The organism is Candidatus Binataceae bacterium, from assembly GCA_036495685.1.
GTDB lineage: Bacteria > Desulfobacterota > Binatia > Binatales > Binataceae > JAFAHS01.
Window position 1 is genome coordinate 1 of record DASXMJ010000214.1, and the last position, 13,956, is coordinate 13,956.

The 13,956-nt window shown below is 59.0% G+C and carries 11 protein-coding genes; 5 read left to right on the top strand and 6 right to left on the bottom strand.

Going from position 1 to position 13,956, the window contains the following annotated elements:
* Positions 1-607: 607 nt before the first annotated feature.
* The 5 genes from VGI36_19785 to VGI36_19805 all read right to left on the bottom strand — a co-directional run bounded on the left by VGI36_19785 (position 608) and on the right by VGI36_19805 (position 6,772).
* A complete protein-coding gene (locus VGI36_19785) occupies positions 608-2,545 on the bottom strand; it encodes a primary-amine oxidase (GenBank protein ID HEY2487391.1) in 1,938 nt (645 codons plus the stop codon).
* Positions 2,546-2,741: 196 nt separating this feature from the next.
* The gene (locus VGI36_19790; GenBank protein ID HEY2487392.1) at positions 2,742-3,998 is read right to left on the bottom strand and encodes a dienelactone hydrolase family protein; all 1,257 of its coding nucleotides are present in this window, start codon (positions 3,996-3,998) and stop codon (positions 2,742-2,744) included.
* Positions 3,999-4,051: 53 nt separating this feature from the next.
* Entirely contained in the window at positions 4,052-4,525 is a 474-nt protein-coding gene (locus tag VGI36_19795; GenBank protein HEY2487393.1) for an aromatic-ring-hydroxylating dioxygenase subunit beta, read from the bottom strand.
* A 7-nt stretch (positions 4,526-4,532) separates the two neighbouring features.
* Positions 4,533-5,888 (bottom strand): aromatic ring-hydroxylating dioxygenase subunit alpha, encoded by a 1,356-nt coding sequence (locus tag VGI36_19800; GenBank protein HEY2487394.1) that lies wholly within the window; start codon positions 5,886-5,888, stop codon positions 4,533-4,535.
* Between the two features lie 104 nt (positions 5,889-5,992).
* Positions 5,993-6,772, bottom strand: coding sequence for an EthD domain-containing protein (locus tag VGI36_19805; protein HEY2487395.1), 780 nt, complete (start codon positions 6,770-6,772; stop codon positions 5,993-5,995).
* Between the two features lie 468 nt (positions 6,773-7,240).
* Here VGI36_19805 and VGI36_19810 point away from each other — a divergent pair, with 468 nt between their 5' ends.
* Positions 7,241-8,326 carry a hypothetical protein gene (locus tag VGI36_19810; GenBank protein ID HEY2487396.1) on the top strand — a complete coding sequence of 362 codons (1,086 nt, stop codon included), beginning with the start codon at positions 7,241-7,243 and terminating at the stop codon, positions 8,324-8,326.
* Between the two features lie 864 nt (positions 8,327-9,190).
* Positions 9,191-10,180 carry a hypothetical protein gene (locus VGI36_19815; protein ID HEY2487397.1) on the top strand — a complete coding sequence of 330 codons (990 nt, stop codon included), beginning with the start codon at positions 9,191-9,193 and terminating at the stop codon, positions 10,178-10,180.
* 161 nt (positions 10,181-10,341) lie between these two features.
* Here VGI36_19815 and VGI36_19820 read toward each other — a convergent pair whose 3' ends face one another.
* Positions 10,342-11,331: an amidohydrolase family protein gene (locus VGI36_19820; protein HEY2487398.1), complete on the bottom strand. Its 990-nt coding sequence runs from the start codon at positions 11,329-11,331 to the stop codon at positions 10,342-10,344.
* Positions 11,332-11,482: 151 nt separating this feature from the next.
* On the opposite strand from VGI36_19820, the gene VGI36_19825 reads away from it, so the two are divergent.
* The 3 genes from VGI36_19825 (at position 11,483) to VGI36_19835 (ending at position 13,952) form a co-directional block, all read left to right on the top strand.
* On the top strand, positions 11,483-12,346 hold the full coding sequence (locus VGI36_19825) for an aldolase/citrate lyase family protein (protein ID HEY2487399.1): 864 nt from the start codon (positions 11,483-11,485) through the stop codon (positions 12,344-12,346).
* Positions 12,347-12,411: 65 nt separating this feature from the next.
* Positions 12,412-12,993 (top strand): VOC family protein, encoded by a 582-nt coding sequence (locus VGI36_19830; protein HEY2487400.1) that lies wholly within the window; start codon positions 12,412-12,414, stop codon positions 12,991-12,993.
* A 14-nt stretch (positions 12,994-13,007) separates the two neighbouring features.
* A complete protein-coding gene (locus VGI36_19835) occupies positions 13,008-13,952 on the top strand; it encodes a DUF1932 domain-containing protein (protein ID HEY2487401.1) in 945 nt (314 codons plus the stop codon).
* Positions 13,953-13,956: the final 4 nt, after the last annotated feature.

Sequence of the window (13,956 nt, forward strand, 5' to 3'; positions counted from 1 at the left end):
CAAGCCAGCGCGGGCCGCCCCGCTGCTGGGATCAACGCTGACTACCTCGAGTCCGTGCTCCTCCATGCCGCGATAGCATTTGGTCGTGTATTCCAAGGCAGCGCCCAAGCATGGAGGCGAAAACGGTTCGTCTCCCTGTGGTCGAAAATCCCGCATGTCTACATCGACCGCATCTGATGGTTTGAATTGGCGCTGCTCGCTTGTGTTGGACGATTGCGGATTTTCCGCACTCATCCCTGGTTGCGGGGCGAGTTCACCGGTCTTTGAATCCGCGCCTTGAGGCGCAACTTCGAGCGTAGTTGACTCACCGGATTGAGAACTCAAACCGTGAGTAGCAGCAGGCGGTTGCTGGGAGGCGACGAGGGGTGGGTTGTGGTCGATCGTGTCGCTGGTGGCGACTTCGCCGCCGGCAAGGGTGAGAGTCAAGATCGAGCAACCCACGAGAAGAACCCGGCACTGCGTACGGTTCCCCCAGAAAGCTTGCTCCCGCAGAAGTTATCACCTGCGCCTCACAAAGTAAAAAAACATTGAGCCCGCTCTCGTCTTGTCGGTACCCGGCTGTTTACCGTGCTGTCTAGCGCGCTGGCTCAATTGACGACGGCGGCAGTCAGCCGTGCGCCTTTGCGCAGCAGCTTGCGTCGTTCGTCGATGGTGGCAGGTCGATCGCTGGATTGCGATCAAAGAAGCCGCTCGGCATCAGTTTGAACCCGGTCTTGACACACGGCTGGACCGGAAAGTCTTCGGTTCGTACGGTGTGGTGTATTCCGAACACGTGCCAAAGAACGATGTCGGTGTTCTCAATCGAGCGGTTCTGCGCGACGTAGTCCGGGAGCCCGCCGCCCTTCGAGTGATTCATATATTCGCCGGCCGGATATCGCTCCTCCGGATCGTACGCGGTCACCCAGACATGGTTCTGGACGAAGCCGGCGCGACGTCCCGAAAAACTATCCGCGCGGACCAATGGGGTCACCGTGTGCTTTGCTTCCAACTTATATGCGGTCGGTTGTCCAACGTGGTTTTTTACGTTGGGATTCATGATCTTCCAGTAGCGCATAGTCTCAGGATTGGTGCGGCGACAAGCCTCCCGCTCCGTCTTCAGGAGCGTCGGCTCGTCGTAAAAGGCATTGCCATAGCGGTTGTGCGGGCCTTCGCTCTCCGCGCGAGTGTTGTGTTCCACGATGCTGTTGGCGTCACCATCAACGGCCATGTCCAGGCGGGCGCAGAAGATGTGCTGATGGATATGTCCTGCGACGCCCGGCGAGACCTCGGTTGCATATTTCCCAGGTTTGCCCGGAATACAAGCGGCAGTGTTGATGATCCCGGTCGTCTTGATCTCGTGCTCGATTGTGCCATCAAGGTACAAATACCAGTAAAAGGCGTATTCGTAGTTCCCGACGGTCAGTATGGTCGAGATGACCAGGCGGCGCGCACGGCGAACCTCGACGCGCCCGGTGCGGAAATCCGTATGCTTCCACAGGATGCCCGAGTCCTCCTCGTGGATACAGACGGCGTTTTTTATCGTCATCACCGAGCCGTCCATCGTGTTCAGGTGCGCATCCAGATACTCGATGGTACCCAGGCAGTCGCAGCCGAGTGTCAGGGAATTCGCAAGCTTGCCGGCGCCATACTCGCCGATGTCGAAGACGTGCTTGCGGTAGTGGCCGTTGTCGGGAGAACCGTAAGGAACCACCATCTCCACAATCGATGCCCGGTAGACGATCGGGCGCCCGTCGTACCGGACGTCGTGGAGCGTCACCCCCTCGCGGCCGTTGAAGCCAACGACTAGCTGCCATTTGTCCCAGCGGAGCACACCGTCCGTGATTGAAAAGTTAACGCCTTCGGGCTGGACCACGTCGATCGGCTTCAGCGCCGGGCGGTTGCTGGTCAGAAGCTGCGAGTCGTAGTTCACCTCATTCATCGGGATCGGCACGACCCCGTAGTCGTCGACGAGGATTACTTCCCAACTGTTGAGATCGACGACCGCGTTCAGACCTTCGATCGGGTGCGCGTAAAAGTTTTCGTTCGCGTATAGACGCAGCCACGCGAAGACGTGACACAGATGCCGCCCTTCTTCTTCCGGGACCTCGAAGCTCCCGGCAGTCCAGGGATCGATACAGACCTTGCTCATATCGGTGACGCCGCGCCGAGCGCATCCCTGGAGGAAGCGAGGATCGGTGCGGACGACCTCCTGGACCATCAGGAATTGCTCGATCTGGATCATGGGGCGCTGATCAGGAAGTTCTTCGGAAGTGAGAATCCGCTCTTCATCGAGGGATACCCTCAAGCGGGCGACCCCAATGCGGCCAACCGTGAAGATGTTGGCGCGCGCGTGGCGCGGAAGTCTTTCACCCAGCCTAAGTGCGCGGACAGCGCTCTTAGGCGGCTCCAGAAGCTCGATCGTCTCGAAGCGGGTCTGGTCGCCGAACAGCGGTGACGCCTGGATGATGCTAACGACCTTCGAAATCTCCGCCGCAGTCAGCGGAGCCAGGGAATGTGGTCTGGTCACTTCGGCGCGAGAACCGGGTTCAACACTTTTCACGTTCATTCGAGAACTCCTCGAGTCTCATTTTTCCAAAAGTCGATGTCTTCGCGCAGGGTGCCATCAGTGTTGATAACCGCCGCGGCTCAATCGAACTGACGGCCGATCGCACCGGAAGCGCAGATATTGGGAGGTCCTTGTTGTCGCAGTCGCAATTCCGTGAGGCGGATTAGCTTACAATTTCACGACCACCAGGGATGTTTCAACGAGAATCGCTCGCGCTTCCTCTCCCCTCGCTTTTCTTCCACCAGTGCTCCGCGCGCAGGGTATTCAGGGGCAGTTCCTCGTCGATTACTCGGTCCGCGGCTTCGGCGCCGGTCACCGGCAACTCGGCCGGGTCGAGCAGCCCGAGCTGCACGAGTACGGATGCCTGGTCCCAGTAAAGATGCTCGCTACACAGTTTGTCGCCGCGGAACTGTACTATCGCGACCATTGGAATTCTGACCTCTTTCCCGGTCGGCTTGATCCCCGGCAGCAGCGTGTCGTTCTCAGCCTCGTGCTTAAAGCACGCGATGAATTCGTCAACCACCCGGTCAGCGCCGATCGTACGAGAAATCGGAATCATTCTGGAGCCCTGGTTCTGCGGAATGAAGTGGTACTTGTAGTAGCGATGCAATTCGCGCGCGCCAAAACCGCCAATCATGGTCGGGACATGATTCACGTAGGCGCGTGGCACCATCGTGCGGATTGTAGCGTCGGCGTCGCAGGTCACGAATTCGCCCTCCAGATGCTTCTCCCATAGAGCATCGAGGTCGTAGCGCGGGCCAATCGCGCGGCGGAGAACACTTATAGTCCGCGAATGCGCCAGCGACGCAGCGCTCCGGTCAAAAGTTTTACGCCCAGGGTCATCAAAAGAGTGGCGGGCGCCGCGATAGACATACACTTCCGCGTCGTCGTTTTCAGCCTGCGCTTGCTTGATTGCCACGCGCGCGGTGGCCGGAACGAATTCGTCTTCCGACCCGAAATGGAGTGCGATTGGACAGCGGATCGATTTCGTCTCGCCGAGATGCTTCTCGATCCCGACCCCAGAGTAGGCTGCCGCAGCATCGAGCGGCAGTCGTGAGGCGGCCAGATATGCCAGCAACCCTCCCATGCAGAACCCGATGGTACCCACCTTGCCTGTGCACGCACGATTTGCGCGCAATGCTTGCAAGGTGTCGCGGATATCGAGAATTGCCTGCTCGACGTCGAAGCGATCACGATAGGTGAGAGCAGTCTTGAAGTCCTCTTCTGAATGTCCAAGCTCAATACCGGGCCTGATGTGCCAGAACAGGTCGGGTACTAATACCACGTAGCCCTCCTCGGCGTAGGCGTCGGCGAGATCGCGGATATGCTGATTCAGGCCGAAGATCTCGTGCAACAAAATCAATCCGGGACCTGACCCCGAAGCAGGAAGCGAGAGGTAGCCTTGGAAGGCGCCGTCGCCCGCGGCCGCAATGGAGATGGTTACTCCGTTCATACGTCCTCCCGGGGCGTGCCGCGACGCGGGTCCCGACTAGTCGCGTGTTTCGGTCAAATCAGAAAGGTCAGGTTGTCGATCGGCTCGTCGTTGTTGACCAGCAGCACCTTCTTGGAAATCAATTTGAAGCTGCCGTTTTCAGGACGCAGCCGATGAGTCGTGCGTCCCGCGAACAAGTCCTGCTTTCCGCGCCGCAACTCCGCGAGCAGGAAATTGGAATGCGTCACGATCTCCCAGTCCCCAACATCCTCAATTTCGATATTCGATATCAGACGGCGCATCCGCGACCGCGGTTCCTGTGCGTGCGCGAACCCACTCTTGAGCCGCGCGATTCGCAGTTGCAGGCGCACCCAGTCGTCATAGATCAGCGATACCTCGCGTGCAGGATCAAGATCGTCGCGATTGCTAGGCACCCAGTACAGCGCGGGCTCACTCCACAGCGCGAGCCACTCGTCGAAGCGGTGCTCATCCATGAGTTGCGCTTCACGGAACAGAAACTGCTCCACCCGCTCCCGATCGACCGGCATCTCGGAGTCATCCTCGCTTGATCGCCACCGCGCCGGCACCGCGCTTGCGCATGCTGCGCGCCGCGACTTCTCCCTGCATCATAATTTTCTTCCACTGTCGCCAGATGCCGCGCTGGGTCGTCTCGTCCGATAGGTCGCCTACGATCATGCCGTCTTCGTGACGCTCGCGATGGAGGCCGCGCGACATCAGTTGCCACGGCTCCAACTCGACCGCGCATCCGTCCTGGACCCTTTCGAAGATTTCCGAATCGTCGGGACCGCCGAAGCTGGCGGATCCAAAGAACGCTTCGTGCGAGCGGAGTCTGATCGCGTTGACCTCCGGCGCAAGCCACTTGAGCAAGGTTGGATAGAGGCACACTTCCGTGCGGTCGACGCTCAATGGCTGGAGGACCCGCATCTGGACGCCGATCAGAATCAGGTTGGGAAAAATGAAGGTGTGGGTTCCGCCCTCGCGCAACATGTTGGCGGCCCTGTCTGCGCCGAATCGCCGGTCAAGGTTATTCAACCGCGCCTCTCCCTCAGGAGTAACCGCTCTCACCTCGGGCGCAGGGTCGCCGTTGAGCGGGTCGTAGATTCGCATCCGGTAGTCGAGCATCACGTGCCCGTTACCCAGATCCTTTGCGTTGCCGCGGAATGCCGCGAAGTTGCGGTCGACACGCTGCTGCTCCGGTGTCGGCACATGCGTGATCTTGTCCATCAGCGCCTGTGCAAACGAAGCGTGCACGATGGACGGATGGTAGCCGTCCATTGAATTCTCGGCAGCCAGCTTCCAGTTGCCCTGGTACGAGTACTTGTGGACGCCGGAGACCACTTCCACTTCGTCCGCATTCGACATTCCGGCAAACAGATCGATTTCTTCCTTGGCTCTGCCGAGATGCGCATCCAGCGCGATCCCGGCCGGGCTCAGGCTCGCAAAGATGAAACCGCGATGCTCCCCGACTCGCGGCACCTTCACCAGTCCCAGGTCTTCTCGCTTAAATCCCTCTCCGTAGCCATCCATCGACGGTACGCCCCCCAGGTCGCCGTTAAGCAGGTATGTCCAGCCATGATACATGCATCGAAACGAACGGGTATTACCTTGTTCCCGCTGACACACGGTGGCGCCGCGATGGCGGCAGCGGTTCAACAACAAGTGCACTTCCCCTTGCTGGTCGCGAACCATGATCACCGGCTGACGTCCGATCCGCTTGAGGCGAAAGTCGCCCGGGTTCGGGATTTCCCCCCGATGCCCAACGTAGACCCATCCACGATGGAAAATCTTATCCATTTCATCGGTGAAGATGGCGGGATTGGTGTAAACGCTGATGTGGACGCGGTCTTCTTTGACCAGCGATTCGTAATCCAGGCCATTTCGCGAAAGCATGCTCGATCTCCCTTGTGCGGCCGCGGGCAAGCGCCCGAGTGTAGTCCGACTAGGATGTTGCGCCCGAACTGTCAAGCCGCTCGCGGAAGGGCGGTTCCCCGAATTCAGCGACGGTCAATGACCACGCGTTCTTTGGCGATCCAGATGGAGGAATTTCTGAAATCTATAAAATTCGTTTCATCCTCGACCGCGAGCTCTCCGGCGCGTCTAGCCTCTGGCGTTCCAGCGGCCGCCGCCGATTCGGCACGATCGATCCAGGCTTCGGCATGACCGGTGTAGGGCGCAACCGTGGTTCCACGCTCAGCTCGAAGTCGTTGCTCTATTGGATCCTCGAAACGGTGGACCTGAAAGTACTTCTTCAGATGAGAGCCTCCCGCGAGCCCCCTAATAATCGGCCCGTGGTTGGTTCGCCAATAGAGCTGCGCCTGCTCCAAGGTCTGGTTGGGCGGATGACGCAGCGGAAAGAAAATCTTCACCAGGCCGCTGCCGGGACGCGCAACAATATCTTCCGAAGGATTAATCTGCGGATATTCGTAAGCGAGCCACAGCGGTGAAGTCGGCAGGTCGATGAAGGTAGCTTCGTCTTCGACCAGCTCCTTGGCGGCGGTCTGCCCCGCCGGACTACCGATACTTGTCGCAAAGGCTTCGCGAGTTGTCCACCAGAGTTCCGCGACGCCATCGTAAGGCGGTTCCATTCCGCCGCGTGCACGAGCCATCTGCTCGTTCATCGGATCGTCCAGCGTGTGGTCCTGCACGTAACGAAGAATGTTTAAGGCCGTGGCGTGTTTAGCGACCAGCGGTCCGTGTACCTCATGCCAGTACTTCTGGAACTGTTCACGCGACAGTGACGGTTTGCGGCGCAGAACAAAAATCAGGCGAATCATGCTCTCCTCCCGCGATCCATGCTGCACTAGCAACAAACGCCCCTCGCATCAAAGCCCGGCCCGCGCAGAGAATCTTCCGTTCGAGCTGGTGAGTTGGAAGCGACCTGTCTGAAGCTCCCGCATGGGCAAAAGAATTCCCTGGTAGGTGGGATTGAAGTTTGTTGTTTGGAGTCAAAAAAACGCCATTCCTCTGAATGCAGCATCTGTACAAAAGGCGAGGAAGAGCGACGTCTTTTCTGCTCTGGTGGACCGCCGCGGTCAAAGTTCGGACTGAACGGTCCACAAAGAAATCTCACCGACCGCCTGCTCGGTCCAATCCGATGCGAGGGTCTCGATCAGTTTGCCGGACCTGAAGGCCTTTTTTGCGAGTTTTACGATTGGTCCCGCACTCGTCTATCATTGCACAAGGCCGCGCCCGGGTGGGCGGCCTCCGCCAGGGCCGACGGAAACTTTAGAGGAGTGCGAACAATGTCAACCAGAGATTTTGAAGTGCGGCAGGTGCTCAAAGCTTATCGCAACGGGATCATCTCGGAGGAACTATTCGCGCAGGAGATGGATAGGCTGTGCGGGCCGGGAACTGAGAACCCGGGCCCCAAGGCCTCAAAGCGACCGCCCGGACTTCTCGGAGTGACCGGCGACGCGGTCCTTGACGCACCAGACGGCCTAGCCAAGATGATGCAGAAAAAGACGTACGACAGGAGCGCCGAGGATCTCGGCAATATCGTCGCCCTTGAACACGTCAACGTGACAGTTCCGGACCAAGGAAAGGCCGCGTTGTTCTATGTCAACGGGCTGGGGTTGACACGCGACCCATATATGATGACTGGTCCGGCCAACATGTGGGTGAACGCGGGCCGGCAGCAATTCCATCTTCCCACCAGCAAACCCCAGGTAGTGCGTGGCCACGTCGGAGTAGTGGTCTCCGATTACGATGCATTGCCGCGGCGCCTGAGCCGGATAAGTGAAGCCCTCAGTGGAAGTCGCTTCGCATTCCAGGAACGTGACGGCCACATCGAGGCGACCTGCCCATGGGGCAACCGGATTCATTGCTTTGCTCCAGCCCAGCGCTTCGGTCCGATGGCGGTCGGTATCCCGTATGTAGAGTTCGATGTGCCTGTGGGAACGGCCGAGGGTATCGCCCGATTTTATTCCCAGATTATGGGCGCGCAGGCAGCACGGCTCGAGGACACGGGCGGACCTTTTGCCTGCGTGACTGTCGGGACGGGGCAGAACCTGTTCTTCCGCGAATCCGACAGACCTACTCCGCCCTACGATCGGCATCATCTTCAGATCTACATCAACGACTTCTCCGGCCCACATCGCGGGCTAGCCGCGAAGGGATTGATCATCCAGGAGAGCGATCAGCACCAGTATCGATTCCAGGACATCGTCGATCCTGACAGCGGCAAGGTGCTGTTTACTATCGAGCACGAAGTTCGCAGCATGAAGCATCCTCTCTACTTACGGCCGCTGGTCAATCGCAACCCCTCCCAGAGCATCGTGGGTTATTCGCCGGGAGAAGACGCTCGAAACTGGGCAATGGCATCGAACTAGGCGCGATAGGAAGGGCTTGCGTGCCTTCAGGTCGGTCAGGCAGTCGGAGATTCGCATTAGAGGTGTCTGATCGAACCAATTTCGGCGCATGACAGCGGGCTTTCGGACTAAAGAACGCGAAGAGACCTGGTCCTTCCGTCGTCGAAGTCTCTAATGCTCTGCTGTAGCGTCCAAAAGGGGACCTTGGTTACCTCTACCGAGTAGAACGACAGGACCCGCGTGAACTGGGACAGCGTAGATTGGGCGGATATTTTCCGTCGGTTGGTTCTTTTTGCGTTCAGGAGACGCCAAGTACGGGGAATAACCGGCTCGCTCGCCGATGCCGAGGACATCGCTGCGGAGGCTATTCGCCGCCTGTTGGACTCCGATTATGCCGCTTGGGATCCCAACCTTGAGCCCAATCTTCTGCGACACTTGGGAAGCACTGTGAACGGACTCATCAGCAATGAGTCCCGGTCCGCCCGCTTGAAGATGGAGCGTTCGCTGAGTGATCCGTCGGTGTTCAGATCAGCGGAAAGGGTAACCGCGTCGGGCGACAAGATAGAGGAGAGCGATGAATGCCAACAGGCGCTTCGATTGCTCGAAGCACGGGTCGCGGACGACGAATTGATGAAAAGACTCTTATCCCTGGAAAATGGGGGAGTTACTAAGCCCGCGACGCAGGCTACACAACTGAGGGTGTCGGTCGAGGTGATTTACAAAGCGCGGCGCCGATTGGCGCGGCATCGCGACGCAGTCCGTCGGGAACTTGAAGGCCAAGGCTCCTCGCCGAATGGAGTTGGTCGCGCCCAGAATTTGGTGCGCTCCTGAATGCCATTTTGGACGTAAATGCGTTCCGTTTAAATTCGCAAAACGAAAGCAGACATGTCACGGAAGGCATCGAAAAATCACAGCAAGCTAGGAAAACTCGAAGAGTTGCGGCCTGAAGACTTTTTGACCAACGCCTGCAGCGCGCGAGAGATCGCCGAGTACCTGCGCACACTGGGCGGAGAACCCGAAGCGATGGACGAGCGCGCGAGAACGCTGGGAGCCGAGATCGCACGGCGTGCCACTCTGCTGCGGTCCGCTCAAGCCGGCTCAGCGCTCGAGAATGTTTCTGAACCTGATCTGCTCCAGGGCGTCTCTGAAAGCGATGGCAAGTTGAGCGAGCACCTGCTGGCCAGCCCTTTTGGTCCGGTCACGGTTGCACGGCGGAATGAACGTTCATCGGAGGAATTTATGAAAAGAGATTTCGAGTTTAGACAGCTGCTTCGTGCGTATCGCTCGGGCATCATCAGCGACCAGACTTTCGAGAGCGAGATGAAGAATCTCGAAGGGGGCGCGACGAATGGGACGACCGACGCCGGGTTCAGGGCCTTCGGTACGACCTACGCGTCCGAACGTGAGGCGGTGATCAAATTTCTCGAGGCAGTCGCACCCGCGGAAGCTGCGGGCGGCGAAGCCGTTGGCGAATGGCTGAAGACCTGCAAGCTCGATTGTATCAAAGGCGGTCTCAAGATGGTCGTCGAGCGCGAGTCCTACCACGGCCGCGCTTTTGCGCAACGCCTGATGGAGCTTGGCGGTACCGTTCCGCAGAACGTGAGCCCGCAAATCCGCGAGAGTATCGACTATTTGCGTGATACCGGAATATCGGACCTCGCGAAGCTGCAGAAGGCCGTGATGCGTTATCCCAATCCGGAGGAGACGATTCGTCCGCTGTTCGAGTTTGCGGACCTGATCAAAGAAGATCAGCAGACCAAGGAGATGGTAAAGCTCTTCGCACAGGACGAGCTTTCAACCCTCAAATGGCAGCACAGCCTGTGCACAGTCCTTACAGAGATGCAGAAGAACGGACAGCTAGACGCTGCAGCCTGATCCCAAATTGAGAGTGAGGGCGAGGCGCTTCCGATGCATCGCCCTCACTGTATCTCGGCGCGAATTCACGGCTCGTGAGGCCCCTCGGCATGGAAAGCGCCACTGGTTGGTGACTCGCTCAAACTTGGCGAGTCCGAAGATCCGCGCAAATGTGACACGGGTCAGTCGATACGCGGATAAACCTTGCGCGCATTGCCCTCGAAAATCTTTTTTCGGTCCTCATCACTCAACCGGGTGACGGCGTCGATATAGCGTTTCGTATCATCAAAGTGGTAACCCGTCTCAGGATCGATACCACGCACCGCGCCGACCATTTCGGAAGCGAAGAGAATGTTGTCGACCGGAATCACTTTGGTGAGGAGTTCGATGCCCGCGAGGTGATACACGCAGGTGTCGAAGTAGACATTGTTCAGCAACAACTCTGCCAGTGGCGGACGTTTCATGTCCTGCGCTAGTCCACGATACCGGCCCCAGTGATAGGGGACCGCGCCGCCGCCGTGGGGAAGAACGAACTTCAGGGTAGGGAAATCCCGGAACAGCTCCGAAGTAAGCAACTGCATGAAGGCGGTAGTGTCTGCATTAAGGTAGTGCGCGCCGGTTGCATGAAAGTTCGGATTGCACGAAGAGCTGACGTGGATCATCGCCGGCACCTTCAGCTCCTCCATTTTCTCATAAAGAGGGTACCACCACCGGTCCGTGAGGGGCGGGCCGGTCCAGTATCCGCCTGAAGGATCGGGATTCAGATTGCATCCGACGAATCCCAACTCGCTGACGCAGCGTTCAAGTTCGGCGACACAATTGGCCGGCGATATACCGGGCGACTGCGGCAACTGACATACACCTACGAAGTTGTCCGGAAAGGTCTGGCAGACGCGCTGGATCAGATCATTGCATACTTGCGCCCAGCGGATACTGGTTGCCGCATTGCCGAGGTGATGCGCCATCGATGATGCGCGCGGCGAGAATATCGTGCGATCGGTCCCCCGCTCCTTCTGCAACTTCAGCTGCGCGCCCTCGACACTTCGACGTATTTCCTCATCGTCGATGTTCGGGAAGGGAATCGGTTCATCGGGACTCGCGAGTTGTCGCTCGCGGAAGATTTCGAGCGCGCGAGGCGCCGTCGTATAGTGACCGTGGCAATCGATTATCATCAGGCCCTCATAGGAGCCGGGCGCGGTTGGCGACGCGATCCTACGAACGCGCTTTCGGCATTGTCAAATCACCGACCACTGCGTTCCGCTCAACTGTGAGTACCTGGCCCTTTTTGCTAGGATCGGGGCGTCGCCGGGGAAAACAGAGAAGATGGCCGGAATCCCGCGCCTCAACGGCGTCATTCGCGCCCTCGAACAAGGACAGGCGGTATTTTGTACTTTTGTGCAGGCCGAGGTAGAGGCTGCGCTAGGGGTTGCCACTTCGAGATACGACGGAATCGTCTTCGAAATGGAGCACAACCCATGGGATGTCCGCGCGCTCCGGGACTCGATGCAGTACCTGCTCAATCGGGCGCAAATCGTACAAGCCGCGTCCCTCGCGCCTCCGGTCACGCCGCTGGTGAGAATTCCGCCCAACGGCGACGAGAAAAACCAATGGTTCGCAAAACAAGCGCTCGACCTCGGTGCCTATGGGATTGTCTGGCCGCACATCAGCAGCGTCGATCAGGCTTACAACGCGGTCGCGGCGTGCCGCTATCCGCGCCTGAGGAGCGCGCCATTGTACGAGCCGGCCGGCATCCGCGGCGACGGGCCGGCGGGGGCGGTGCGATATTGGGGCGTAACTCAGCAGCAATACTACGGCAGGGCGGATGTGTGGCCACTCAACCCGGAGGGTGAGATCCTTGTGATTCTCATGATCGAAGATACCCAGGGGATCGCAAACCTCTCCGACATTCTAAAGAAAGTTCCCGGGGTCGGTGCGATACTCATCGGTGAAGGAGACCTGAGCCAGGAGTTGGGCTATCCGCGACAATACGATCATCCGTCGGTGAGGGAAGCGATGGACCGAGTGGTAGCTACCTGTAAGCAGCACAACATTCCAGTTGGTCACCCTCACGTGGATTCCAACAATGTAGAGCGCATTCTCGGCGAGGGGTATCGATTTCTCGTCGCCGCGCCGACGCGGAGCTTTGCTGCGCTGGAGAAAGGGCGGCAGCTGGCGAGACGTAGCTAGGCGATTCCAATCGGGGGCGGCGCCACCGTTGAACCGATCGGTGAACTGAACAGCTGACACCTACCATGTCGACCGACCCTCCGAAATTGAATCTCCGTGCGGCCGCCGTAGCGCCCCCGTTTGAAATAAAAAAGCTGGGTCACGTCGTGATTCGAGTGTCCGATCTGCAGCGATCGACGGATTTTTACGTCAACATGCTGGGGCTCAAGGTTTCCGATGTCTATTCCGAAGACCTGATGCCGGGGGGAATGGTTTTTCTACGCTTCAACGCCGATCACCACGGAGTCGCGCTGGTAGGCGGCATGCAAGAGAGCGCCAAGGGCGGCGGGGAGCTTCATCATTTCGCGTTCGAAGTCGCCACGCTCGACGAGGTGTTTCACGTCCGCAATCATCTTCGCGCACACGGCGTTCCGATAGTGTTTGAGGGAAGGCGCCGCGCCGGTGTTCAGATCGCGGTGGAGTTTACCGACCCCGATGGACACAATCTGGAGATCTATTGGGGTATCGATCGCATCGACGTCGACCAGCGCGTCCGACCACCGAACGAATGGAGAGGCGCGGCGACCCTCGAAGAAGCGGTGGCCAATCCGGTGCGCGGGCAGGATCCAGTTCTGGCCGACCCTTCGCTGATGGGTCGCAAGCCTTAGCACGGGAGGACACCATGACACGGGCGGTGCGCGTGCGACGACGCATCGCGATGATTGGCCTCGGGGAAGCTGGCGGATTGTTCGCCAAGGGCCTCATCGCGTCGGGTATGTTCGACGTCGGGGGTTACGATGCGCTTCTGGAAGATCCAGCAGCCGCGCCGGCCGTGCGGGCCAAAATCCGTTCTATCGGGATCACTGAATGGCCATCGCTAGAGCAGGCCTGCCGTGAGGCCGACCTGGTCTTCTCCGCGGTAACTGCGGCCGCTGCGCGCGAGGTTGCCGCCGAAGCGTCTCGCTACCTCGGGCCCGGCCAATTGTTCTTCGATATCAATTCGGTTTCTCCGAGTGTCAAGCGCTCGAGCGCGCACGCGATCGAACGATCGGGCGCCGCGTATGTCGAAGGTGCAGTGATGGCTCCCGTGGGACCATCCGGCATCGCAGTGGAAATCCTTGTCGCCGGCGCGCGCGCTGGAGAACTGGCGGCGCTGCTGACTCCTGCAGGAATGAACCTCGAAGTGATTGCGGACACGATTGGAAAAGCATCGGCTATAAAGATGTGCCGCAGCAGTATGATCAAGGGAATTGAGGCGCTGGTCGTCGAATGCTTCGTGACCGCGCGTGCCTACGGGATTGAAGATGCCATCGTCGATTCGCTGAACCGCAGCTTTCCCGGCACCGACTGGGAGATGCGCGGTGCGTACATGACGAACCGAGTGCTCCAGCACGGGCGACGACGCGCGGCAGAGTTGCGCGAGGTTGCAACCACGGTCTTCGAGGCGGGCGTCGCGCCGAGAATGGCACCCGCGGCCGCCGAGGTCCAAGACTGGGTGGCAGATAGGGTGGCGGAAATGCCGGAGTTACATGCTGCAACCGATCGCGATTGGCGCACCGTACTGGATCTGCTCGGGACCCCGAAACGGGCCCGGACCTCCTCGCCAATACCGACAGCGAGAAGATAGCATT